This window comes from Corynebacterium sp. 51B (genome assembly GCF_008930785.1).
Taxonomy (GTDB): domain Bacteria; phylum Actinomycetota; class Actinomycetes; order Mycobacteriales; family Mycobacteriaceae; genus Corynebacterium; species Corynebacterium megadyptis.
Genome location: NZ_PQMK01000004.1, coordinates 126,445 through 150,951, shown reverse-complemented (window position 1 = coordinate 150,951; position 24,507 = coordinate 126,445). Strand labels below are relative to the sequence as shown.

At 63.3% G+C, this 24,507-nt stretch carries 20 protein-coding genes and 1 pseudogene; 12 read left to right on the top strand and 9 right to left on the bottom strand.

Features of this window, described 5'->3' with window-relative positions; translation table 11 throughout:
- Positions 1 to 108: 108 nt before the first annotated feature.
- The 3 genes from nusG to rplA all read left to right on the top strand — a co-directional run bounded on the left by nusG (position 109) and on the right by rplA (position 2,608).
- The gene (gene nusG, locus GBB14_RS06410; protein WP_151529003.1) at positions 109 to 1,038 is read left to right on the top strand and encodes a transcription termination/antitermination protein NusG; all 930 of its coding nucleotides are present in this window, start codon (positions 109 to 111) and stop codon (positions 1,036 to 1,038) included.
- Positions 1,039 to 1,329: 291 nt separating this feature from the next.
- Positions 1,330 to 1,761, top strand: coding sequence for a 50S ribosomal protein L11 (gene rplK / locus GBB14_RS06405; protein ID WP_151529002.1), 432 nt, complete (start codon positions 1,330 to 1,332; stop codon positions 1,759 to 1,761).
- A 133-nt stretch (positions 1,762 to 1,894) separates the two neighbouring features.
- On the top strand, positions 1,895 to 2,608 hold the full coding sequence (rplA, locus tag GBB14_RS06400) for a 50S ribosomal protein L1 (RefSeq protein ID WP_151529001.1): 714 nt from the start codon (positions 1,895 to 1,897) through the stop codon (positions 2,606 to 2,608).
- Positions 2,609 to 2,873: 265 nt separating this feature from the next.
- Here the strand turns inward: rplA and GBB14_RS10745 are convergent, their stop codons facing one another.
- The 3 genes and pseudogenes from GBB14_RS10745 to GBB14_RS10810 all read right to left on the bottom strand — a co-directional run.
- Positions 2,874 to 3,005 (bottom strand): hypothetical protein, encoded by a 132-nt coding sequence (locus GBB14_RS10745; RefSeq protein ID WP_255443774.1) that lies wholly within the window; start codon positions 3,003 to 3,005, stop codon positions 2,874 to 2,876.
- Positions 3,002 to 3,376, bottom strand: coding sequence for a DUF2254 family protein (locus tag GBB14_RS10815; protein WP_151529000.1), 375 nt, complete (start codon positions 3,374 to 3,376; stop codon positions 3,002 to 3,004). Before GBB14_RS10815 ends, GBB14_RS10745 begins: the two co-directional genes overlap by 4 nt.
- Positions 3,289 to 4,044 (bottom strand): annotated as a pseudogene (locus tag GBB14_RS10810) (DUF2254 family protein); the annotation flags it as partial. The pseudogene GBB14_RS10810 and the gene GBB14_RS10815, both read right to left, overlap by 88 nt.
- A gap of 169 nt (positions 4,045 to 4,213) precedes the next feature.
- On the opposite strand from GBB14_RS10810, the gene GBB14_RS06385 reads away from it, so the two are divergent.
- The 5 genes from GBB14_RS06385 to GBB14_RS06365 all read left to right on the top strand — a co-directional run bounded on the left by GBB14_RS06385 (position 4,214) and on the right by GBB14_RS06365 (position 10,505).
- Complete coding sequence (locus tag GBB14_RS06385) at positions 4,214 to 4,774, top strand: hypothetical protein (protein WP_151528999.1); 561 nt, start codon at positions 4,214 to 4,216, stop codon at positions 4,772 to 4,774.
- Between the two features lie 46 nt (positions 4,775 to 4,820).
- Positions 4,821 to 5,852 (top strand): endonuclease/exonuclease/phosphatase family protein, encoded by a 1,032-nt coding sequence (locus GBB14_RS06380; protein ID WP_151528998.1) that lies wholly within the window; start codon positions 4,821 to 4,823, stop codon positions 5,850 to 5,852.
- A gap of 605 nt (positions 5,853 to 6,457) precedes the next feature.
- Entirely contained in the window at positions 6,458 to 8,170 is a 1,713-nt protein-coding gene (locus GBB14_RS06375) for a thioester-forming surface-anchored protein (RefSeq protein ID WP_192796137.1), read from the top strand.
- Between the two features lie 180 nt (positions 8,171 to 8,350).
- On the top strand, positions 8,351 to 9,547 hold the full coding sequence (locus GBB14_RS06370) for an acetyl-CoA C-acyltransferase (RefSeq protein WP_151528996.1): 1,197 nt from the start codon (positions 8,351 to 8,353) through the stop codon (positions 9,545 to 9,547).
- A 187-nt stretch (positions 9,548 to 9,734) separates the two neighbouring features.
- Complete coding sequence (locus GBB14_RS06365; protein WP_151528995.1) at positions 9,735 to 10,505, top strand: enoyl-CoA hydratase; 771 nt, start codon at positions 9,735 to 9,737, stop codon at positions 10,503 to 10,505.
- Between the two features lie 92 nt (positions 10,506 to 10,597).
- Here GBB14_RS06365 and GBB14_RS06360 read toward each other — a convergent pair whose 3' ends face one another.
- On the bottom strand, positions 10,598 to 12,358 hold the full coding sequence (locus GBB14_RS06360; RefSeq protein WP_151528994.1) for an AMP-binding protein: 1,761 nt from the start codon (positions 12,356 to 12,358) through the stop codon (positions 10,598 to 10,600).
- 181 nt (positions 12,359 to 12,539) lie between these two features.
- Here GBB14_RS06360 and GBB14_RS06355 point away from each other — a divergent pair, with 181 nt between their 5' ends.
- A complete protein-coding gene (locus GBB14_RS06355) occupies positions 12,540 to 14,120 on the top strand; it encodes a succinic semialdehyde dehydrogenase (RefSeq protein ID WP_151528993.1) in 1,581 nt (526 codons plus the stop codon).
- A 6-nt stretch (positions 14,121 to 14,126) separates the two neighbouring features.
- Here GBB14_RS06355 and GBB14_RS06350 read toward each other — a convergent pair whose 3' ends face one another.
- Complete coding sequence (locus tag GBB14_RS06350) at positions 14,127 to 14,711, bottom strand: TetR/AcrR family transcriptional regulator (protein WP_151528992.1); 585 nt, start codon at positions 14,709 to 14,711, stop codon at positions 14,127 to 14,129.
- Between the two features lie 150 nt (positions 14,712 to 14,861).
- On the opposite strand from GBB14_RS06350, the gene GBB14_RS06345 reads away from it, so the two are divergent.
- Both GBB14_RS06345 and GBB14_RS06340 read left to right on the top strand, forming a co-directional pair.
- Positions 14,862 to 16,070, top strand: coding sequence for an acyl-CoA dehydrogenase family protein (locus GBB14_RS06345; protein WP_151528991.1), 1,209 nt, complete (start codon positions 14,862 to 14,864; stop codon positions 16,068 to 16,070).
- Positions 16,071 to 16,100: 30 nt separating this feature from the next.
- Positions 16,101 to 16,865, top strand: coding sequence for an SDR family NAD(P)-dependent oxidoreductase (locus GBB14_RS06340; RefSeq protein WP_151528990.1), 765 nt, complete (start codon positions 16,101 to 16,103; stop codon positions 16,863 to 16,865).
- Positions 16,866 to 17,182: 317 nt separating this feature from the next.
- Here the strand turns inward: GBB14_RS06340 and GBB14_RS06335 are convergent, their stop codons facing one another.
- A complete protein-coding gene (locus tag GBB14_RS06335) occupies positions 17,183 to 18,685 on the bottom strand; it encodes a sodium:alanine symporter family protein (protein ID WP_225976657.1) in 1,503 nt (500 codons plus the stop codon).
- A gap of 195 nt (positions 18,686 to 18,880) precedes the next feature.
- Here GBB14_RS06335 and GBB14_RS06330 point away from each other — a divergent pair, with 195 nt between their 5' ends.
- Positions 18,881 to 19,567 carry a GntR family transcriptional regulator gene (locus GBB14_RS06330; protein WP_151528988.1) on the top strand — a complete coding sequence of 229 codons (687 nt, stop codon included), beginning with the start codon at positions 18,881 to 18,883 and terminating at the stop codon, positions 19,565 to 19,567.
- A gap of 206 nt (positions 19,568 to 19,773) precedes the next feature.
- On the opposite strand, the gene GBB14_RS06325 is transcribed toward GBB14_RS06330, so the two are convergent.
- The 3 genes from GBB14_RS06325 to GBB14_RS06315 all read right to left on the bottom strand — a co-directional run bounded on the left by GBB14_RS06325 (position 19,774) and on the right by GBB14_RS06315 (position 24,403).
- Complete coding sequence (locus tag GBB14_RS06325; protein ID WP_151528987.1) at positions 19,774 to 20,928, bottom strand: acetoin utilization protein AcuC; 1,155 nt, start codon at positions 20,926 to 20,928, stop codon at positions 19,774 to 19,776.
- A gap of 6 nt (positions 20,929 to 20,934) precedes the next feature.
- A complete protein-coding gene (locus GBB14_RS06320; RefSeq protein ID WP_151528986.1) occupies positions 20,935 to 23,679 on the bottom strand; it encodes a GNAT family N-acetyltransferase in 2,745 nt (914 codons plus the stop codon).
- Positions 23,680 to 23,755: 76 nt separating this feature from the next.
- Entirely contained in the window at positions 23,756 to 24,403 is a 648-nt protein-coding gene (locus GBB14_RS06315; protein ID WP_151528985.1) for a PolC-type DNA polymerase III, read from the bottom strand.
- Between the last annotated feature and the right edge of the window lie 104 nt (positions 24,404 to 24,507).

The window sequence follows — 24,507 nt, the reverse complement described above, 5'->3', positions numbered from 1 at the left end:
GCTGTGCGGAGCCCGCAGGACGGGCGCGAACGCACCGCAGGCGGCAATGAGAGCACAAAGCCGCACATTCCGATACCCGATATCCGCGAAAGACAGAGCAAGGACACTATGAGCGAGAACACTGAGAACACCACCGGTGCCGCCGCAGAGGCAGAAGACACCTCCGTCGAGAACGTGGGCACCGCCGCTGAGGGTGCCGCCACCTCCTTCGAGATCGCCGCCCAGGCCGCGACTGCCGCCCAGGCCGCCGATGAGCGACTCGAGAACCAGAGCGAGGAGAGCGCAGAAGAGCGCGCCGCCGCCGAAAAGGAGGGCGTGGAGGACGCGCTCAATGCGGATGTTGCCGTGGCCGATCAGGCCGCTGCCGAAAACGATGATTCTCTCGCCGAGTACAAGGCTCGCCTGCGTAAGTTCATTCGTGAACTGAAGAAGAAGCCGGGCCAGTGGTACATCATTCAGTGCTACTCCGGCTACGAGAACAAGGTGAAGACCAACCTGGACATGCGTGCCCAGACTCTGGAGGTGGAGGACTTCATTTACGAAGTCGTCGTGCCCATCGAGGAGGTCGTGGAAATCCGCGACGGTCAGCGCAAGCGCGTGAAGCGCAAGCTGCTGCCGGGCTATGTGCTGGTGCGCATGGACATCGACGATCGCTCCTGGTCCGTGGTGCGTGAAACCCCGGGCGTGACCAGCTTCGTGGGCAACGAGGGGCATGCCACTCCAGTGAAGCACCGCGACGTGGCCAAGTTCCTGCTGCCGCAGGAGACCACCCCGGTGGAGGGCGAGCAGGGCGAGCAGCCGACCGCCTCCAAGGACGGCGAGCAGGTTGTGGCACAGCCCAGTAAGAAGCAGGCCCCCGTGGAAGTGGACTACCAGGTCGGCGAGGCCGTCACCATTCTTACCGGCGCGCTGGCCACCGTGTCCGCCACCATCTCCGAGATCGATGCCGAAAACGGCAAGCTGCAGGCGCTGGTGTCCATCTTCGGTCGTGAGACCCCGGTGGAGCTCACCTTCGACCAGGTGGAAAAAGTCAACTAGACCACTGTGGGCCCTGGCCCGGCTGTGCTGCAGCGGGGCCAGGGCCCCTATTTGGTCTGACCTGCGCGAAGGTGTAAACTTTTCCTTCGCGTGTCTGTGTAGGCCTTCGTGGTGTGCGCAGCGAGGGCGCGGCGGCGTGGGCCGCTGGCGCACACACGCAGAACATACTGTCAATAATCCCCGGTGGCTGAGTAAAGCTCGGCATCCGGACGCATCGGCCACATACGGGCGGGTTGAAACTAGCCAGTACCCGCTGTCGGCGGTGCGGTACCACGGAAGAGGTAAAGAAACATGGCTAAGAAGAAGAAAAAGGTCTCTGGCCTTATCAAGCTGCAGATCGAGGCTGGCGCCGCTAACCCGGCTCCCCCGGTCGGCCCGGCCTTGGGTGCCCATGGTGTCAACATCATGGAGTTCTGCAAGGCCTACAACGCTGCTACCGAGGCCCAGCGCGGCAACATCGTGCCGGTGGAGATCACCGTCTACGAGGACCGCTCCTTCGACTTCGTGCTGAAGACCCCGCCGGCAGCCAAGCTGCTGCTGAAGGCCGCTGGCCTGAAGAAGGGCTCCGGCGTTCCCCACACTGAGAAGGTCGGCTCTGTGACCTGGGATCAGTGCAAGGAGATCGCCACCACCAAGAAGCCGGACCTCAACGCCAACGACATCGAGGCTGCAGCCAAGATCATCGCCGGCACCGCCCGCTCCATGGGAATCGAGGTCAAGTAACACCTCCTCGGCCACCCTCGCGGTGGCCCAACGCCTTCCCTCAATGAGGAAGGCGAGTGGTAGGGCCCGCTCACGGCCCATCAACACCACAACATTCCATCGCACGTTTCAAAAACTTTAAGGATTGTGAAACATGAGCAAGAAGCACTCCCGCCGTTACCAGGAGCTCCAGTCCAAGGTGGACAAGGGCCGGATCTACTCTCCGCTCGAGGCCGCCCAGCTGGCCAAGGACACCTCCTCTGACAAGTACGACGCATCCGTGGACGTTGCCGTCCGCCTCGGCGTTGACCCCCGCAAGGCTGATCAGCTCGTGCGCGGCACCGTCTCCCTGCCGAACGGCACCGGTAAGTCCGTGCGCGTGGTTGTCTTCGCTGCTGGCCCGAACGCCACCGCAGCTGAGGAGGCCGGCGCTGACGTCGTGGGCTCCGAGGATCTGATCGAGAAGATCCAGGGCGGCTGGACCGACTTCGACGCCGCTATCGCCACCCCGGACCAGATGGCCAAGGTTGGTCGTGTGGCCCGCGTCCTCGGCCCCCGTGGCCTGATGCCGAACCCCAAGACCGGCACCGTCACCACCGACGTGGCCAAGGCTGTCAAGGAGATCAAGGGCGGTAAGATCGCCTTCCGTGTAGACAAGGCTGCGAACCTGCACGCCCTGATCGGCAAGGCCTCCTTCACCCCTGAGCAGCTGGCTGAAAACTACGGCGCACTCATCGACGAGCTGCTGCGTCTCAAGCCCGCCTCCTCCAAGGGCATCTACCTGAAGAAGGTAACCCTTTCCGCTACCCAGGGCCCCGGTATCCCCGTGGACACCTCCGTGGTGAAGAACTACGCTGCCAAGGCCTAAAGTCTGCTTCTTCTTTCCGCCCTGACCGCCCGCGTGCGGTGCGTAGCGGAATAGTCTGAGACATCACACCCCTGTCACCCTCCCGCCAGCGCGGGAGGGTGACAGGGGTGTTGTGCGTCTGCGCTGAGCTTCGTTGTGGGTGCGGCCCAGCGGGCACGTGGCCCACCAATGGCCAGCCACTACGCGGAGGGCTTAGTTCTCGACTCCCGTAGCGCGCAGCACGCGCTACCTATCGAGGGGGTTTGTCGATGGTCTGCTCGGCGGCCTAGGTGATCGCCTCGATTTCTTTGCGTACAACCACTCGTACGGCCGGAACGCAGGATTCTTCGCCCACAATGTGCAGCATGTACAGCAATTCCACCAAGACGGCCGGCTTCTGAGCTCCATAGCGGCTCATTTCTGAGACTCACTCTGCGAGCAGCTCCGCCTGGGGGGAGGGCGTTCCGCTGCGCATAGGACACAGTGCCCCTCTTCGTCCTTATGCGCCACCGGCTGCGGCGGGTGTGTGACACGTGTGCGCAACACACTGCTAGCTTGGTTGATCGCCTGCTGAGCGGTGGTGGGATCGTTGACCCTAGGGGAGAGCGCCCGCATCTCTCTATCGAGCAATTGACGCAACCCCAGCGCGAAAGCGCTCCCGGAGCCCCGTTCGCCGGAGAGGAAGACCGGCCCCGGCATGTCTATCGCGCGCGTGGCGTGCTGGGTAGTGCACCACGATATCGCCACCGGCTGTCCAGCGATGATTCGGTCCCCCCGACTGGGCAGCAATCACTACTGTCGCCTCGTGCTCTTTCGCCCAGCCGGCCGCCGATTGATGATCGACGCGCTGCACATAGCCGAAGCTCTCCGCGCGCAGCATCGCCGCATGGCTGGGCGGTTCGGGCCGCTCGAAATGTACGGTCGAAATGTACGGTCGAAATGTACGGTCGGGGTGTCGGTGGGGGTGCGGTGTCTGCGTGGGCGAGAGTGCGCTCCGTAGAGTGCCTAGTGATGGCGTCTACCCGCACCATGTCCACCGCCCGAGAGACGTACCAGATGAAGGTGCCCAAAGTGATGAGCACACCGAAAATGGAGATGGTAATAGCCAGCTGTGGCGCGGATTCTACGTCGTTGTCCAAAGAGCGCAGCACCAGCACGGCGTAGACAAGTTGCCCACATATCCCGCGATGATTCCGCGCACCGCAGGCGATTCGATATAGTCGCGAAGCAAGTGGTGCGAGAAGTTGCCTGAGGCCACTTGCAGTACGATCAGCGATCATGGAGATCGTAGTGGTCAGCGCCGTCATGGTGGAGGTGTCCACGAAGCTCAGCATGTCGGCGGCACCGTCGGTGTCGCCAGACCACAAAGACTGGGCGAGCAGGTACTCACCTGGCACATCCATTTCGGTGTGCACGTTGGCTATAACCGCCGCCGCGATGCCGGTGACCGCCGCACCCGACCAGAGTGTGGAGCTAGCGAGGTTCTCAGCGAATAGAAGAACGTTTCACCTGCTCCATGCTACGACCTGCGCAGGATGCTTATCGACGCCACCTTGCACCGCCCAGTCCATGTGGCTATCGGTTGCGGGCACGGCAGAAATGCCGCAGTATGCCACAATTAGGTGCATGAATAGTTCTACACGTCAGCGTCCCGTCCGCGCGAGCCTAGCGATTGCCGTCTCTGTTGTGCTGCTCGGAATCGCTGGCTGCTCCGCTGCTGAGGACAATGCTGTGACCTCGGCGAGCAGTGAGGCCTCGAGCTCCGTCTCGCCTGCAGATAGCTCCGCAAACACCGGTACTGAGGCTACGGATAGCAACGATGAGTGCGCCGTGGATCCGAATGCCGATGCGGTGCACCGCGCGGTGGCCCAGATCAACCAGGAAGAAGGCAGTTGGTCTTTCAAGGGGGATTCCAACTGGAATGCCTGCACAGATCTCACCTATGCCCGCGTGGACGAGGCCGATAAGCCCCTAGAGAATGCTGAGTCCGTGCTGCTGCTCTTTCACGCCGGCGAGTACGTGGGCCGCGATGAGGGTAGCCCGCACATGATTGAGGAGCTCGCGGCCGATCCAGAAGGCTATAGTGTCGACGTCACCTACCGTGCTGGCGAGGGCGGTGATAAAGTGCTGCTCTACTGGAATGAGCAGGACAATGCCGTGGGCTATCAACGCTCTGTCCAAAATTAGGGGCACACCCATAATCGCATGAGTTAAGAATTAAGGGGTGTCGCTGATGAGAAGGGCCGGCGCTGTCTTGGTGCAGCTCGCCCTGTGGAGTCTGCTCGGGGCCTGTGGTCTCGTCATCCTCTTTCCCCACTGGGCGCCCGCGCGCTGGCTGAGTACTCGCCTCGGCGGCGCCCAGCTGATCGCCTTTCCCTATCTCATGGCTGCAGGCGGGCTCGTGTGCGGCCTCGTTCTGCTGCTCCAGGCGCTGTTGCGGCGCCGCACCGCCTTCCGGATTCTCGAGGCGATAGCGGGTGTGATAGCGGTGGCGTTGGCGACCGTGTTGGTCGTGGTTCCAGTGCCTGCGCCTGCTCGTGGCAGCCTGCCTGCACCGCCGCCGGATGCGGCCCCTGAGCTGACTGTGGTCACCTTAAACAGCCAAAACACACTGTCTGCCGCCGGCTTTCAGGCTCTCGTGGCTGCAGCGGACCCCGATATCGTCGTCCTGCCGGAAGCAGAGCGATCCCGTGTGGTCGCTGCGGTGCAGGGCAGCGAATTTGAGCAGGCTTTTATCGGTCCCGCCCCTGAGCACTCTGCACGGGGGCCGGCGGCCACCCAGGTACTTGTGCATCCGCGCCTCGGCTCGGTCGCCCCAGCCGAGGTCCCTTCCTTTGACCTAGAGTCGGAGGCGGCGATTATCACCCCCCATACGGGGCAGAGCTTCCATGTAGCCGGCGTGCACCCCGTGCCACCAGTACCGTTTCTCATGGAGCAGTGGCGGCAGCAGACGCAGGCCTTCATACGCTATGGGGAGAAACTCCCCGGCCCCGTGCTCCTCGCCGGTGATTTCAATGCCACCCTCCGCCACGGCCCGCTGACCCAGCGAGAGCGGCTCATAGCCGCAAGCGAAGTATGCGGACGGAATGCAGTGGGGACTTGGCCTGCCCAGGTTCCCTTTGGCTCCACATGGCAGAGCCACCCCCTACGCACCCCCATTGATCACATCTTCGTCTCTCCCGAGTTTCATGTTCGGAGCTGTTCCACGATGGCCGTGGGGAACGCAGATCATCTCGCGTTCATCGTCCGCTTATCGCGAAGCTAGGGCACATCTAGGTCTCTGTAGAGCTTATTCAGGCCGCCCGACAGGTAGGTATAAGCTAAAACACAGTATATTCTAGACTGTGACAGGTCCCACTCATCGGACCTCCATGTCTGTGACCATCTTTATATGTGCTGGTGGGGCGATAAAAAAGCCCATACGCAGGGCGCATGACACTCGATCTATATATGTAAGGCGCGTCCATGGTCGGGTCATTCACTGATGTGGCGAACGGTTCCGATAGTTACCAATCCGTGACCTAAGTAGGCTTTCCGGTCGAGCCTGTGTGCTGCAAAAATAGCGCTCCATCTGCGGTTTACCACATTATTAGTGTCCGATCGGGCATCTTTCCAGGGGTGAGGCTAAAAAGTGGACATTTCAACAAGAATAAATGTTGTAAACAGTGCAGGCTTGCCGCAGCCTGAAAAAGGTATTAGATTTCCACTTCATCGCCATAGACATCCCACGTGTAAGCGGGATGTATGTGTTATGGCTCAAAAAGCAATCCCGGTGTCCACGGGCGGTACACCTATCCGCTCGGATCGCTGCCGGATCGAATACTGAAAAGCAGGAGAACATTGAACGCTTTAAGAACAAGCTGGGCGGCCGTGCTGGTCGCCATCACCTTGCTCATGGGAGTTATTGCGGTGGGCCTCCCGGCTACCGCTCACGCCGAGGAGCAGGACTACCGCGGCTTCAGCGCTGAGGAACCATTCAGCCACTACCGTGTCACCGAGTGGACCGGACAGAACGTTGCCGATAGCGACGGCGAGGTGGCATTCTGCTTCAACCAGCGCCTGCAGCCCCCGACCTCTGGCGAGTCGAACTATCCGGTACGCATGACCTCGTCGTATGATCTGCTCGAGGCCTCCAACAAGCCCGGTTCCGGGACAAGCTCGGCCTTCGACAACAGCGACGAGTTCAACGATGCCATTCTGCGCACCATCTACAATGGCTACGGCTTCGATGCAGCTGGTATCAAGGATCGCTTCGGCCTCAACGATGGCGACTTCTACCACGCCACCCAGCTCGCTGTATGGCGCTACACCGATAGCATGTTCACCGCCCGTGGCACCAAGGAGCCCGACGCTCAGTCCTTTGCTGCCGTCGATGACATCGCTGCCCAGAACTTCAATGTGGCTCGCGCCGCTGCCGCCCTTGTCGGCCAAGATCCCGAGGTGCAGCTGGAGCAGCACCCGGACGACGCCGTTATCCGCGTCTATGTGACTGATCAGACCCCGCGCCGTGCGGGCACCGTCGATGCGGCAGCCTTCCAGAACCTGCTTACCGTGGAGATGACCCACGGCAAGGATGGCGAGCGCGTGGTCGTGGACGATAACAAGAAGGAGACCCAGAAAGAGGAGGAGCGCACCCCCTCCGCTATGCGCACCACCGTCTCTGTTGAGGGCGAAAAGGCCTCCGCAGACGCAGCCGTGGAACTTTCCGCCGCCGAGGTGGACGAGGCAGTGCACGTGGTCGACACCATTGACTACGAAGGCTTTGAGCAGGGCAAGGAGTACACCTTCACCGGTGAACTCATGGACCTAGGCGATGATCGTGTTGTCGCTAAGGCCACCAAGGTGGAGACTGTGAGCGAGGCTAAGGGCAGCGTCAAGGTTGATTTCGGCAAGGTCGCCCTGGAACCCGGCCACTCCTACGTTGTCTTTGAAAAGGCAGTACGCACCGAAGCCGGCGAGGCTGTCGAAGGTGGGCACGAGGTTCTGCACCAGGACCGCGAGGATCGCGCACAGACGATCGTTGTTAAGTCCGCCCCCGTTGTGCCTGAGCAGACCACCTCTGAAGAGCCGATGCCGTCCCAGACTCCGGAAAAGCCCACCCAGGCTCCGGTAAAGCCCTCCTGCCCGAAGAGCCCTGAGTGCGCTAAGCCCGAGGAGCCCAAGAAGGACGAGCCGAAGAAGGACGAGCCGAAGAAGGACGAGCCGAAGAAGGACGAGCCGGCTAAGGAGACCGAGCGCGAGCAGGAGAAGTCCGAGACCACCGAGTCCGATACCTCCACTCCGGAGGAGACCACCTCTGTGACCTCCGAGACCTCCGAATCCACCACCCCGTCTTCCACGACTCGCTCGGTGGCCGCTCCCGGTACCTCCACTGCCGAGAAGCCGATCCGTACTCAGGGTTCCGCACCTCACACCACGGTGCCTCACACCACCGCGGCTCCCTCGAAGTCGGCAGCTAAGGAAGAAAAGCGCCACGGCCTGGCTAATACCGGCGCCTCGGTGATCACCATGAGCATCATCGCTCTCGTGATGATCTTCCTCGGCGGCACGCTCGTCTTGGTTCGACTGCGTACTCGCGACTAGGAGAATGCGTCGACAAGCGTCACGTGATTAATAAAAGCATAAGGGGCACAGCCTTCCATCGCGGAGGCTGTGCCCTTTGGCGTTCCAGGAAGTAGACACAAAGCTGTGGCGTGGATCTCATAGGGGCGGTACGATAGGAAGCTATACCGTACACCCTTCGTTTCTCCACTGGGAGGCCCCATGACAATCATCGCGGATACAGACATCGTCATCGTCGGCGCTGCGCGCACCCCTACCGGCCGTATGCTCGGCGCGCTATCGCAGCTCAGCGCGCCTTCGTTGGCATCGATCGCCATGCGCCACGCCCTCGAGAGCGCGACTATTCCCGCCGCCGCGGTCGATGCAGTGATTCTCGGGCATGTGCTCAGTGCGGGGGTGGGGCAAAACCCTGCCAAACAGGCGGCACTCGCTGCCGGCATCTCTCCGCGGGCGCACACCACGAGCGTGAATAAAGTATGCCTGTCCGGTTTGAGCGCGATTATCGACGCCACCCGCATGCTGCGGCTCGGGGATTTGGAGGTGGTGGTGGCTGGTGGCATGGAGTCCATGTCCCAGGCCCCGCATCTACTCATGGGCAGCAGGCGGGGCACCACCTTTGGCCCGCTGCATACCCTCGATCACATGAGTCACGATGGGCTGAGTGCGGCCGACCTGCACATCTCCATGGGGGAGCTCGCGGAATCGCACGCGCAGCGCTATCCCGCGAGCCGCGAGGAGCAAGACGAGATGGCCGCCCGCTCGCATCAGCGCGCCGCCCGCGCCACGGCGGAAGGTCGCTTCGATGCCGAGATCGTTCCCGTTCTCACATCTTCCCGCGAGGGGGAGATTCTGCTCAGCGAGGATGAGGGGATCCGCCCCGAGTGCACGGCCGATACCCTCGCGCGGTTGCGTCCCGCCTTTGCTGCCGAGGGCTCGCTCACGGCGGGCAATTCCTCACAGATTTCCGATGGGGCCGCGGCGGTGGTGCTTACCCAGCGGCGTATCGCCGAGCAGCAGGGCTGGACTGTCCTTGCGGTCGTGAAAGCGTACGGGCAGGTCGCGGGGCCAGATAACTCCCTTCAGGAACAGCCCGCGCAGGCATTACTGACCGCATTGTCAGCCCAAGGCTGGCGGGCGAGGGATCTCGATTGGGTGGAGATCAACGAGGCCTTCGCTGCGGTGGCCGTGCACTCGGCGCGAGTGCTGGGAATCGAGCCTGCGGTACTCAATCCCGATGGGGGCGCGATTGCTCTCGGCCATCCGATCGGTGCCTCGGGGGCGCGGCTGGTGGTGCACGCCGCTCATGCGCTGCACGCCGGGCGGGGCCAGCGGGCGGGAGTGAGCCTCTGTGGCGGTGGCGGCCAAGGCGAGGCCCTGCTGATCGAGCGCGCCACATAGGGTGCGATCGCTGATGGAAGATTCCGTGCTCTATAAGCGCCGCCCACACGCGATGAGCAGGGGCGACGCGCCCGCTTGCCAGTTGTGCGTATCGTGGCAGATACACCGTCGTGGCGCGTTTCTCGAGGGACGTTGCCCACGAGCGAGCCAATAAAAATACCTATTACTCTGAACTCGAAGGAGAGCCATGACCGAGACTATTGTGTGCGAGACCCGAGGCCGTGTTGGCCTGATTACCCTCAATCGCCCCAAGGCGCTCAACGCCCTCAACGATGCCACCATGCGCGAGGTCGTCGCCGCGGCCCAAGCCTATGACGCGGACGATGCCATCGGCTGCATCGTGATCACCGGATCGGAGAAGGCCTTTGCTGCGGGGGCGGACATCAAGGAGATGGCCGAGCAATCCGCCACCGACATGTACCGCAGCAACTGGTTTGCCGAGTGGGACGGGCTCACCGCCGTGCGAACCCCCGTGATCGCCGCGGTGAGCGGCTATGCCCTCGGCGGCGGCTGTGAGCTGTCCATGATGTGCGACTTCATTATCGCCGCCGAGTCTGCCCGCTTCGGGCAGCCGGAGATCAAGCTGGGCGTACTGCCCGGAATGGGCGGTTCCCAGCGGCTCACCCGCGCGGTGGGCAAGTCCAAGGCCATGGACATGTGCTTGACTGGGCGGATGATGGATGCGGAGGAAGCTGAGCGTGCCGGCTTGGTCTCTCGCGTGGTGCCCACGGAGTCTTTGCTGGAGGAAACGCTCGCAGTGGCCGAGGAGATCGCCGCGAAGTCTCTCGTTGCCGCCACGATGGTCAAAGAGGCGGTCAATGCCGCCTTCGAAACCACCCTGCAGCAAGGCGTGCTCTTCGAGCGCCGCGTCTTCCACTCGGCGTTCGCCTCCCAGGATCAAAAGGAAGGCATGGACGCCTTTGTGAACAAGCGCGACGCCGAGTTCACTCACCGCTAAAACCCGCCGCGTTGGCACACCACGTGCCCACTCCGAGCATTCGGATGGGCGCGTGGTGCGTGCGTCCAAGTAACTAAGCAGCGGGGTCGCTCTTAGCCCTTGAGGGAGGGGAAGTCGCTATCGGCCCACTCTGTGGCGACCGTGGAGGCCCCGGCATCGGCCTGGTGAATGTCCATCTCGCGGCGCCGCAGATCCACGCGCCGGATCTTGCCGGAAACGGTCTTGGGAAGATCGTGGAACTCGAGGCGGCGAATCCGCTTATAGGGGGCGAGTGCGGCGCGGCAATGCCGCAGAATGCTCTCCGCAGTCTCGGCGGTGGGCTCATAGCCGGCCGCGAGAATCACATAGGCCTTGGGTACCGCGAGGCGAATCGGGTCGGGGGAGGGCACCACCGCCACCTCGGCCACGGCCGGATGTTCGATCACCGCGGATTCGAGTTCGAAGGGGGAGAGGCGATAGTCCGAGGCCTTGAACACATCATCAGCGCGGCCAATATAGGTGATATAGCCGTCCTCGTCGCGCTCGGCGATATCGCCAGTGTGGTAGAAGCCTTCGCGGAAGGTCTCGGCATTTTTCGCGGGATCGCCATAATAGCCTGGGGTCAGCCCCACGGGGCGGGGGTCGAGGGAGATACAGATTTCTCCATGATCGCCCTGCTCATCGGTGGCGGGGTCTTTTAATACGATCTCGAAGCCGGGCATGGGCCGGCCCATAGAACCAGCCTTCACGGGATTACCGGGGGAGTTGGCGATCTGCAGCGAGGACTCGGTTTGGCCGAATCCATCGCGGATGGTCACACCCCACTTCTTTTCCACATGGCTGATCAGCTCTGGGTTCAGCGGCTCGCCGGCGGCCACCACCTTCCGTGGCGGGGTGGTGAGAAGATCCAGCTCGGCCTGGGCCAGCATGCGCCACACGGTCGGTGGGGCACAGAAGCTGGTGACTTTCTCCTCGTCCATCTTCTGCATCAGGGCGGCGGCGTCGAAGCGCGCATAGTTATAGAGGAAAATGGTGGCCCCGGCGATGAAGGGGCCGAAGAAGTTCGACCACGCATGCTTCGCCCAGCCGGGGGCTGCCACATTGAGGTGCACATCCCCCGGCTCGAGCCCAATCCAGTACATGGTGCTCAAGTGGCCCACCGGATAGGAGGTGTGGGTATGCTCCACCAGCTTCGCCTTGGAGGTGGTGCCGGAGGTGAAGTAGAGCAGCAGGGTATCGTCCGCGCCGGTGGCTTCGCTGAGCTCAAACTCCGTCGGCGCATGGAAGGACTCGGAATACTGCACGGTGGGGTGGGAATGTTGCGCCGGTGGTTCATCGGTGCCGCCGGGACCGGTTTGGATCACGGTGAACTCGCCTTGTACGTCGTTGAACTTCTCGGCGTCCTCGGGATTAGCCACCACCCAAGACACCTCGGCGCGGTCGCTGCGGTCCTGCAGATCCGCCGCCCCGAGCATCGCGGTGGCCGGGTTGAGTACGAAGCCGCCGCGAATGCAGGCGAGCATCGTCTCCCACAGCTCCACTTGGTTATTGAGCATGAGCATTACGCGGTCGCCGCGGCGCATGCCGATCTGTTGAAACCACGCGGCGAGCTGGGTGCTGCGCTGCGCCAGCTCGGCATAGGTGCGGCGGGTATCGGAGCCATCAACCTCGGTGATCACGAGTGCTTCTCGGGTGGCGGAGTAGGGGTGGGTGGCGAGATAGTCGAACCAGTCGCTGGCAAAGTTGAAGGTCTCGAAGCGGGGCCAGTGGAAACCGGCACGGGCTGCGTCGTAGTCCTGCTGCTGTGCCACGAGGAAGTCGCGGGCCGCGAGAAATGCGCGGGTGTTGTCGTTGGGGATGGTCGCCTGAGCCATGGGTACTCCTTCGCTGGGCTGATGTAGCGCGGATCAATATGCATGAGTAGATGTGATGTGAGTCTCAAGACTAAATGAAGATGCGGCAAAATGATACGGTTTTGCCAAAAAATGTACTGATGCGTGCGTGAGCTGCTGGGCAGAGCGCCGGCAGGGCAGTGGAGTTGGTACTCTCCGAGGCATGATGCCGCATCGTCTCGCCCTTGGCCCCCTGCCCGCTGATCTCGCCGCGTCCCTCCGCCGCCTCACCGTGCCCGCGCGGGAGGGGGCCGGCGAGCGAGAGCGCATCCCCGTGGAGGCCCCATTCACTGGCCAGACGATTGCGTGGGTTTATGCCGGCACCGAGGAGGATGTGCTGGAAGCCTTCGCTCGGGCGCGCACCGCCCAGGCCGCCTGGCGCACGGTCTCCCCAGCGCAGCGCCGCGTTATTTTTGAGCGCTTTCATGACGCCGTTCTCCGCCACCGCGAGCTGCTCTGCGATATCGTGCAGCTGGAGACGGGAAAGAACCGCGCCTCGGCCTTCGATGAGGTCATGGATGTGGCCACCAATGCGCGCTATTACGCCCGCCACGCGGAGAAATTCCTTGCCCCGCGGCGGCGTCGTGGCGCCATGCCTGTGCTCTCCCGCTCGCGGGAGTATCACCATCCCCATGGGGTAGTGGGGCAGATCAGCCCGTGGAACTATCCGCTCTCTTTGAGTATCTGCGATGCAATTCCTGCCCTCTTGGCCGGTAATGCCGTGGTGCTCAAACCGGATAGTGCCACCCCGTTTACTGCATTGATCGCTTACCAGCTGCTTGTCGACGCTGGCCTGCCCCGCGACTTGGCGCAGATCGTGACCGGCTCCGGCGCGGTGGTCGGTGGCGCGGTGGCGGAGCAGTGCGATTATTTGATGTTTACCGGCTCGAGCGCCACCGGCGCACTCTTGGGGGAGACGGCGGGGCGCCGCCTGATCGGCTACTCGGCCGAGCTAGGTGGGAAAAACCCGATGATCGTGTGCGCCGATGCCGACCTCGACGCCGCGGTGCGCTGCGCCATCGATGGCTGTTTTAGCAATTCTGGCCAGCTGTGCGTGTCGATTGAGCGCATCTATGTGGAAAGGCCGGTGTATGCGGCCTTCCGCGATGCCTTTGTGCAGCGGGTGCAGCAGCTCTCCCACGTGCACGGTTTCGCATGGGATGCGGATATGGGCTCGCTGGCCTCGGCCACCCAGCTGGAGAGCGTCCACTCCTTTGTGGAGGACGCCCGCGCTCACGGGGCGCAGGTGCTCGTCGGCGGCCGAGCGCGCCCCGATCTGGGCCCCTATTTCTACGAGGCCACCGTGCTCTGTGATGTGCCGGAGCAGGCGCGGCTGCGCACCGAAGAGGTCTTTGGGCCGGTGGTGTATCTCCAGCCGGTGGAGGATGTGCAGGAGGCGATCGCCGCGGCCAATGACACACGCTATGGGCTCAATGCCAGCGTGTGTGCCGCTCCCGCTACCGCCTGGGAGCTGGCGCTGCAGGTGACTTCGGGGTCGGTGGCGATCAACGATGGCTACACGGCCGCGTGGGCGGCGATCGATAACCCCATGGGCGGCAGGAAGGATTCCGGTCTGGCGCACCGGCATGGCCGCGAGGGCATGATGAAATACACGGCCGCCCAAAACGTCACCGAGCAGCGCTTTCTCTCCATTCGTGGTCCGCAGCGGCTCTCGCGTCGCGCCTATGCGCGGATCATGACGGCGGCGCTACGTCTAGGCAAGACGCTGCGGGTGCTGCCCTAAGCTGGCTCAGCTCGCGTCGATACCGTGCAGGATGATCCCGCCCAAGACCTGATAAGTGTCTTGAATGGGCAAGGTGTGGGCATATTCCCCCGCTTGGATGTGGGTCATGGTGGCGTCGATAAGCGCCGCTAAAAAGGAGGCGGGGACCTCGCGAAACTCCCCCGCCTGCATGCCGTCGGTGATGATGCGCTGGATTTGGGCGGTGGCCGCGCGGGTATTGGTCACGTAGACCTCGGTGGCCACCGGCAGCGTACACATATCGTGCATGAATTCTTGAGTCGCGGGCTGCAGGGCCTCGGACATGGCATTGAAATAGCGTTCTAATGCTTGTCGACGACTCCCCGCGTCCGCAATTGCCGCAGTCGTGTGCTCGGCCACGTCCCGAAAGAAACTCACCAGAACTCGGCGGATGATCTCATCGCGCGTTCGGCCCACCGCATAGATGGTGGACTTCGAGCAATGCAGGGTGCGCACCGCTTGGTCGATGGTGAAATCAGCGAAACCGTGGGCGAGAAAATCCTTGCGCAAGGTGGCAAAAAGCTCCTGCTGGCGTGGGGTCAGCGGGGCGGCGACGGGGGTGCTACTGGTCATGAAGTGAGGGGGCTTTCTAGCGCAAGATATCGGCAAAGGGCTGTACATTCCACGCAGCAACTGTACAATTCCAGAGTAAACCGTACTTTGTGGTCTAGGACACATACATGCTGTTGTGGCTTTGTCCTTGTTTCATCTTAGGAGCACCCCATGTCCCACTCGCACGCCGGACTCCCTACTGATCCCGCCCTGCTCGCGAAAGCGCACATCCCCGAGGCCGATATCCTCGCCGTGGCACACATGCTGGACGAGCAGGAGCGCACCCGCCTCGCCGCTCTCCACGATGTTCTGCAAACACAGGTCCGCCCCGTGGTGGGCGAGTACTGGGACCGCGAAGAGTTCCCCTTCGATCTACTGCCCCTGCTCGCCGAGCATGGATTAGGCGAGCTCGAATTCTCCGGCGCCTCGCGGCTGTTCAAGGGGCTCGCCTATGCCGAGGTCACCCGCGCCGATGTATCCCTCTCCGCGCTGGTCGGTATTCACAATGAGCTGGTCGTGGACCTCATCAGCCAGCTTGGCTCCGACGAGCAGAAGAACGCGTGGTTGCCGGGGCTGCGGCGCTTTGACTCCCTCGGCTGTTTCGCCCTCACCGAACCGGAGCATGGCTCCGATGTGGCAGGGGGCCTTGCCCTCAGTGCCGAACGCACCGCATCCGGCTGGGTACTCAATGGCGCCAAGCGCTGGATCGGTGGTGGCACCTTCGCCGACTTTGCCATTCTCTTCGCCCGCGATGTCGCCGATAGGCAGGTCAAGGGCTTCATCGTGGAATTGGACGCGCCCGGTATTACGCGAAGCAAAATCTCGCGCAAAATGGGCCTGCGCATCATGCAAAACGCGGACCTCGTCTTTGACCAGGTGGAGGTGCCGGACTATGCGCTCATCCCTGGAGCGGAATCCTTCGCCGCCACCAATGAGATGCTGCGCAACTCCCGCGCCTGGGTGGGCTGGCAGGCCGCCGGCATTCAGCTCGCCATGTTCGATCGCGCCCGCCACATCGCGCTGACGCGGGAGCAGTTTGGTACCCCCATCGCCGCCTTCCAGCTGGTGCAAGAACAGCTCGCACGAATCCTCGGCAATGCCACCGCCACCTTGTCCATGATGGCCTCCATCGCGCGGCTGCAAGGAGAGGGTACCTTCGATATGCCTCACGCTGCACTGGTCAAAGCCACCGGAACTCGCCTCGCCCGGGAATCGGCGCAGCTTGCCCGCGCTATCGGTGGCGGCAACGGCATCCTCACCGACTATGAGGTATCCAAACTGCTCAACGATGCCGAGATCCTCTACACCTACGAGGGCACCTATGAGATCAACTCGCTCATTGTTGGTCGCGCCGTCACGGGCATATCCGCCTTCGTCTAATAAGCCCCGTACAGACTTTAAGGAGCAGTCATGCAGATTGAATCAGGAACCGTCGCGATCATCACCGGAGCAGCCTCCGGCTTGGGGGCGGCGACCGCCCAGCACCTACAGCAGCGCGGCATGATTATCGCAGCCTGTGATCTCCCCGATGCCATCGAGGCCTGTGAACAGCCGCTCGAGGGGGCGCACTACATTCCGGTGGATGTCAGCGATCCCGAGCAGGTGAGTGCGGCGGTGGACGCCGCCGCCCGCCTCGGCGAGATCCGTGTGGTGGTGACCTGTGCCGGGATCGCGCCCTCGAAGCGCATCGTCGGCCGGGCAGGCGCCCACGATCCCGAACTCTTCGCGAAGGTAATAAACATTAACCTCTGCGGCACCTTCTCGGTGGTGGCAGCAGCCGCGGCCGCGATGGCGCAGCAAGAACCGGTGAACGAGGACGGCATCCGCGGCGTTATTCTCATGACCGCCTCGGTGGCGGCATTCGAGGGGCAGGTGGGCCAGGCAGCCTATGCGGCCTCCAAAGGCGGGGTCCATGCCCTCACCCTCACTGCCGCCCGCGATCTCGCCCGCAGCGGTATCAGGGTGAACGCCATCGCGCCGGGCGTGGTGGCTACCCCAATGATGGCCGCGATGCCAGATAGTGTGCGCGAAGAACTCGAAGCGCGCGTGCCCCTCCCCGGGCGCATGGCTCACCCGCGAGAATATGCCGCGCTCGTAGAAAGCATCGTGGACAATGACTATCTCAATGGAGAAACCATTCGCTTGGATGGCGCTTTAAGGATGCCACCGCAGTAGTCACTAACTCATGCCTGGGCTTGGCGCCGCCGGGAGGGGCTATACGTCACCGCGCGGACAGGAATGTGGGGAAAGAAACGGCGAGAAAAGACAATCGCCACCCCTTGTGCCTGGAGTACTGGGCGCTAAGAAACAGCGCCCCCAGACCAGCGGTGGCGTCTGGAGAGGATCACGAGATTCTCCCCGTGGGGCGCATAGTCCGCTCCGCAGCCCCACCCTCCGGTGGCCGGAGAGATAGGCGTGTGATTCGGAGATACGCTCGCGGTTCGGGATGTCCGAGTTTCAAGCGAGAGCGCGGACCTGCGCGTGTGCTGGAACTAATCGGTGTTCAGCATCTTCACCTGCTCCTGCTCGGGAGCGGGTTCCATCTTGCCGGCGGCGGTGGCCTTGCGGTAGCCGGCGATCTCGCGGCGCAGCGGCCCAGCCAGCAGGTAGATACCGAGAATATTGGGGATGGCCACGAAGAAGAAGGCGGCGTCGGAGAAGCGGACGACGGTGTCCAGCGACACAGCTGCGCCCACCACAATCATGATGAGATAGCCGATCTTATAGGCCATCTCGGCCTTCTTGCTGTTATTAAACACATAGCCGGCGGCCTTCTGACCGTAGTAGGCATAAGACAGCAGAGTGGAGAAAGCGAAAATCACAATGCACAGCGAGAGCACATAGGTAAAGCCCTGGTTCACGGTGGCAAAGGCACCGGTGGCCATCATCACGCCCTCATCGCTGGGGTTCTGGTACACACCAGTAGTGATGATCGCCAGGGAGGTGAGAGTACAGACCACAACGGAGTCGACGAAGGGCTCCCATGCGGCGGTCAGGCCCTCCTCGGTGGCGTTCTGGTTCTTGGTGGCGGAGTGCGCGAAGCCAGCGGTACCGACACCGGCAACGTTGGAGAACAGAGCTCGCTGGATACCGATCACCATCACGCCGATCACACCGCCGGTCACGCCCTCAGGGGTGAAGGCACCGGAGATGATGAGGGAGAAGGCGCTTCCCAGCTGGTCAAAGTTCACTGCGAGCACGGTGAGAACACCCACCACGTAGAGCACGGCCATCAGCGGAACCATGCGGGAGGTCCAATTAGAGATGGACTGGATGCCGCCGATGATGACCACGGCAGCGGGGATGGCGAGGATGACGCCAATCAGCCACGCATTGCCGCTGAAGAAGCTCTCCGAGCCACCGGTAATTTCGATAACGTGCAGGGCCACCTGGTTTGCCTGGAAGATATTGCCGGCACCGAAGGCGGCAATGGCGAAGCCGATGGCGTAGGTCATGCCCAACACCTTGCCCAGCTTGGCCTTGCCCACGGAGGCGAGGCCATCGCTGAGGTAATACATGGGGCCACCGGAGATGGTGCCATCGCTATTGACGCGACGGAACATCTGGGAGAGGGTGGCCTCGGCCATCTTCACAGCCATGCCGATCACACCGGCGAGCACGATCCAGAAGGAGGCGCCGGGGCCGCCGGCACCAATGGCCACGGCCACACCGGCGATATTGCCGAGTCCCACCGTTCCGGCGAGCTCGGTAGCAAAGGCTTGGAAGCTCGTCACCTCGCCCGGGTCAGATTTCTTGGCCAGCCGGCCGCGAATAACGTGCATCGTTTGCGCCGCATCGCGGATGGGGCGGACGCGGAGAAAGAATGTGCAGAATAGTCCCGCGAGAAGTAGCCATACGACCACGAGGGGGAGCTGGGCGCCGCCCACGGGGACGGAGAAGAACACGACCTTCTCCATGACGTCCACGATTGGTCCGAATACGGACTGAATAACGCTGTCGACTGATTTCGCTTGCGACAAGGTGACGTAATCCATCACCATGAATCTCCTTTCACATGAGCACACACGGCGCCGGAGCGACGGCGTGGTGCTGTCTTCTTTGCCTAGTTTGTGCCTCACTGCATAGGCACACGGCCCTGAGACGTGGAGCTCAGTCTATGTTATATATAACTTAAAGGCACAAGTTGTGGGTCCTCATACGTCAGATATGGGGCCATAGAGGAGGTGTGCATGTCCGAAGTGGAGGGCTTTGGCGGCGAGGAAGGCCAATCGTGGAGCACCTATAAGGCGTGGGTGGAGACGCATATTCGGCTCTTGCTGCTGCAGGGCAGTATGGAGGTGGGGCAGATCTACTCGGCGAATGCCATGGCTAAGGAGCTGCAGATGTCCAATTCGCCGGTGCGAGAGGCCATGATGAGCTTGGTGGAGCGTGGCTTGCTGGAGCTGGTACGTAATCGTGGTTTCCGCGTGGTGCGGCTTGGGAGCACGGATGTGTGGGAGATCTACCAGCTACGTCGGCTCTTGGAGGTAGAGGCCGTGCGCACGGTGGCGGCAGCGCGGCTCACATCAGAGCAGGTCGCGAACATAGGGGAGTATGCGACACATACCGATGAGCTCTCGACGGGGGCGAGCTCTGAAGGCATGTTCGACTATTTCGAGGCGGATCACCACTTTCACCTCTACCTGGTATCGCTGACGGGCAATCAGCGGTGGGTGGAACTGCTGGGGCGGCTACGCGATCAGTGCCGGGTGAACGGGCTGCATGCGCATGCGCCGCACTATGGCTCGACGGCGGCCGCGCCGGCGCGCCATATCGACATCGCGGATGCAGTTATCACCCGTGATGTGCGGCGGGCGGTGCAGGCGATGGAGGCGCATCTGGACTATCTGAGAATGGTGGCGGAGGAAAACATCTAGCGCAATATCGCAGCGCCGCCGATTGTGGCGATCCTTGCCCGCACGTACTATGAGCTAGAACACTTCTAGTTGTCCGGTTATCGATAACTGGGCCATATTCCTGTGAGGGGGATAAATGCACCGCGCTGTCCGGGGTGTCATGGGGGCATAGTTCTCTCAGCTTTGTCCCGTGCTGGGGCCGTTAGCGATACCAGGTGTGGGCCTACTTAACTCGGATAGGCGGCGATACCCCAATAGGGAAATACCGCCTTGGAGGTCGCCACCATGGCCTGGCAGCGCTGCCCGCCGATGACTTCGGTGGGCTCCACCCCCGCCAGATCGGCCCACGAATCGCCCAGCATGGTCGAGGTAGGCACCACCCCGTGGCGGTGCACTCGGCTCTCCCATCCGGCGGGCATGGGCGTGGCCATGTCAAGCTCCACCTCGGCGACTACGGCCAGGAGCGCCGCCCAGCTGCGAGCCAGCGAGTCCCGCTGATAGCCACCACCGCCCAGCGCCACCCAGCGGCCCCGGGCATAGCGATCCGCCCAGCGCCGCACCGAACGTGCGACCATCTCCATGGCGTTGACCGACAGCCCCATGTGGGTCAGCGGGTCGGCGCGATGCGGGTCGGCACCATGCTGGGAGATGATGATCTCTGGGGCGAAGCGCTGGAGCAGCGGCGGGATGATGCCGTGAACCGCGCGCAGCCATTCCCGATCCGTGATGTCTTTTTCCACGGCCACATTGACCGCGGTGCCGAGGGCCTGAGGCCCACCGATATCTCCAGCGAAGCCGGTGCCCGGGAAAAGATAGAGCCCCGATTCGTGGACTGAGATCGTGAGCACCCGTGGATCATCCCAAAACATCTGCTCCACCCCATCGCCGTGGTGGGCATCGACGTCCACATAGGCCACCCGCTGGGCGCCATGGCGCAGCAGCCACTCAATGGCCGCGGCGGCGTCGTTAAGCATGCAAAAACCAGAAATTCCCCGTCGCTGCGCGTGGTGGAGCCCGCCGGCTATATTGACCGCCCGCGTGCAGTGGCCCTCCCACACCAGCTGCGCGGCGGTGGTGGACGCGGCCACGATATCGAGCGCCACCTCGTGGATTCCGGCGGCGAGGGGATTGTCCTCGGTGCCCCAGCCATAGGCGGGATTGGGGGTGAGCTGGCCGAGCGCCGCCAGATAGTCGGGGTCATGGATCCGGCGCGCCTGTTCGCGGTGCTGGGGCAGCGGAACGGCAGTATCACAGAGCGACAGCACACCAAGGTAGTCCGCCAGCTCCACGGCCAGCCGTACCCGATCTGGGCCCATGGGGTGCTCGCGCCCAAAGCTATAGCTATACAGCGTTTCCGAGTGCAGCAACACAGGTCGGGACATGACGCATCACATCGCTCGAATCAGGGGATCGCGAGAGCGGGACTGTGGCTGCACCACCACGCGCGCGCCCACCACCTGGGCGCCGTGGGGGCTAGCGATCACTGGCGTGAGCTCGATCTCCGCGACGCTGGCCAGATCGTCCTTCAACTGGGCGAGCTGCACAATAATGCGCTGCAGCGCGCCGAGGTCGGCCGCCTCGGTGCCGCGATAGCCGGTGAGCAGTGGGGCAGTGGCAAGGTGGGTGATCATGGCGCGGGCCTCCGTCTCGCTCAGGGGAGGGGTGCACCAGCGACGATCCTCATTCAGCACCGCCGCGGCCGAGGTCAGCCCCAGCGAGATCATCGGGCCCAGCACGGGGTTTTCGATACCGCGCACATTCACCGCAGTGCCGGTGGACACCGTCGGCTGCACCACCGGGTGCAGGGCCTGGACGGCCTCCTCGGCGGTGGCGGCCAGCCTCAGCTCCACGCCCAGCTGGCCGAGCGCATCCCAAGCGCGGCGCAAGGAGGCGAGATCGTTGATCGCGCGGTGAATGGTGTGTAGCTCCGGCCGGCCGCGTACCTGGGCGGCGGTGGCTTTCAGCACCACATTCCAGCCGAAGCCCTCGGCGGCGGAGTGGGCCTCATCCACTGTGCGGGCCGGCTCCCAGCGCACCAGCTCAATGCCATAGCAGGACAAGAGCTCCGCACAGTCCTCATCGCTGAGTGCCCCGCCCTCCGGTGCGGCCGCGAGCGCGCGCTCGATCACGGAGGTGGCACGTCCGCGGTCGAACCCGGCGCTATCCGGCTGCTCATAGCGCTGCTTCGCCTTGATCTCGGCGATCTCCACGATCACCCCGAGTGCTTCGAGGGCGTCGGCATAGTTCCGGAAGAGCGGCACCCCAGAGCATCCCGTTTCCGCAGAGAGGTGGGCGAGACGCTCATCGAAGCCGACCACGGCGGCCAGGAGCGGAATAGCGGCGTCGGCGGCTAGGGCGTGCAGCTGCGGCAGTACGGGGGCGATGATCGGCTCGCTGATCTCTACCGCGGCACACAGCACCGCATCGCAGTCGCTACGGAAAGCCTCCGCGGTGGCGGCGACCAGTCCCGCCACTGGTTCCCCGCGCACGGTGACTGCCTCGGCCACCAGCCCGAAACGGCCCGCGGCCTGGGCCATCTGCTCGCTCAAGCCCGCCGAATTGGAGATCACCGTCACCCGGCGACCGCGCGGCGCCGGCTGGGAGGAGAGGATGCGCGCAATATCGAACATGGTGTCGCGCCGGGAGACCACCATCGCCCCAGTGCGGCGAATGACCTCATCGAAGGCGGCGGCAGGGGCGTGCACCTCAAGGCTGTGCCTCTCGGCATCGTGCACCTCCGTATCGTGCAGCTCCGCACCCGGCAGTGCCGAGCGCAACGCGCGGGAGGGGCTAAACACCACCACATGTTTATCCACGGCGAGGCGGCGGAGCAGCCGGAAGAACTTGCGCGGGTTACCGATAGCGTCGAGGCTCAGCAGCGCGATGGAGGTGGCCTCATCCGCGCTCCAATACTGGATTACGTCATTGCCGGTGACATCCGCGAAAGCGCCGGAGGCGAGAAAAGAACTGATGCCGATCTTCAGCTCCACCGCGCGGGCGAGAGCTAGGGTGGCTACCCCAGCGGACTGGGTGAACAGTCCCACCGGCCCCCGCTGTGGGAGGGGTGCTGGGGTGGCGTTGAGACTCACCTCGGGGTCAGTATTGATCAGCCCGAGCGAAGCCGGTCCGAGGGCGCGTATGCCGCGGGCGCGGGCAGCACTCAGCACGTGGTGGGCGTCCTCGCTGCTCAGGGAGGGGTTCTCGCCCCGCGCCAGCACTACGATGCCCGTTGCCTCTTTCGCGGCGGCGGTGGCCAAGAGCGCGTCAAAGCTCTCTTGCTCATAGTGGGCCACCACCAAGTCGATGGGGCCAGGAATGGCGGCGAGCAGGTCGGGCGCTGCGGGAGCCGCCGAGGCTGGATCCTCCGGCGCCGGTGCGGGCGTGTGCACCGGCCCCGTGCTCACATGCACCTGCCCACGGAAATGCGAGGAGAAGATGCGGCTAATGAAGGCCTGCATTCTGTCGCTATCGCCCACCACCGCTACGGAGCGCGGGCGCAGCAGCCTAGAAATCGCGGCCGCCTCGGATTTCTGCTCGCGTTGCAGCATCACCTCGCGGGAACGGTCGGTGGGGTCGATCTGAAAATCGACGGTGATAAAACCGTCCTCCAGTTCAGGACGAACCTCATAGCCGGCGCGACGAAAGACGTGCACCATCGCGCGGTTCTGAGTGAGCATCTCCGCAAAGAAGCGCTCGACCTTATTATCGCGGCCCGCCTGTGCCAGATGTTCGAGCAAAATATTGGCCGCGCCTTTGCCTTGGGCATCGTCCTGGACCAGGAAGGACACATCGGCCACGCGCTGCGGTAGGAGCTTGTCCACCACCCCGTAGTGGGCGGTGGCGATAATCTGCTCGCGCATGGTGAGCACCAGCGTGACCGTATCGCGGTGATCCACCTGGACCCAGGAGTCCAAATCGCTCTCGCTGAGGGTGGGGTGGGCGCTGAAGAACCGCAAGTATTTCGAGGCATCGGAGACGCGCGTATAAAACTCCACCAGCAGCGGGCGGTCGCTGTCGCGTACTGCGCGGACGGTGGCCACGCTGCCGTCATAGAGGATCACATCCGCATCCCAGGCGGCGGTGCTATCCGCGCCACGGGAGGGCTGTGCTGCGGGAGAGTGCTGGGGGCTCATAGTTTCACTCTAGCGAAGTAAAAGTATTCTGAGTCACACTTTGTCCGCGCGGCTGCTCAGCGGCGGCACTCCGCACTTATGTCGCCGAGGTGCGCCGGTGGCGGCGGGGATAGCGGGGCGCGGCCATCGCGCGGAGCGCGGGGTTGAGCGCATGGTGAAAGGCGAAGACCTCGGTGGGTGGCGCTAGCTCTAGCCGTTGCATGCAGGCGGCGAGCAGTTCGGCGGTGGCGCGCGCATCAGCGAGTGCGGTGTGTGCGGCGGCATTGTCAATGCCGGCCATCTCTAAGAGGGTGCGCAGGCTGCGGGAAGGGGAACTGGGATAAGCCGCGCGTCCGAGCACGCAGGTATCGAGGTAGTGGCAGCGAAGTGGCGCGAATTCTACCTCCACCGCCGCAAACTCGCGGCGCAAAAAGCGCAGATCAAAGGGGGCGTTATGGGCGACGAGGACGCGCTGATCGAGCAGCTCGGCCAGCTCGGCGGCCACCTCGGCGAAGCGCGGGGCATCGCGCACATCGGCGGCGCTAATACCATGGATCGCCGTGGTGGGAATGGCGCAGCCCGGCTGCACGAGGCTTTCCCATTCCCGCAGGATCGTCCCCCGCGCATCGCTGATGACCACCCCGATTTCCACCACCCGATCACGAACGCCCAGACCGGTGGTCTCCAGATCGACCACGGCGAACTCCACATCCGCATAGGGCCTATGGGCCGGGGTGGCGGGCATGACAGATCTCCTGAAGGCAGTTGGTAGCGGGTGGGCATCTGCGAGTGTAGGCCTCGGGGTAGACGGCGTGCGCTCTTGGGTGCACGGGTGTGCGAGCGCCGGTG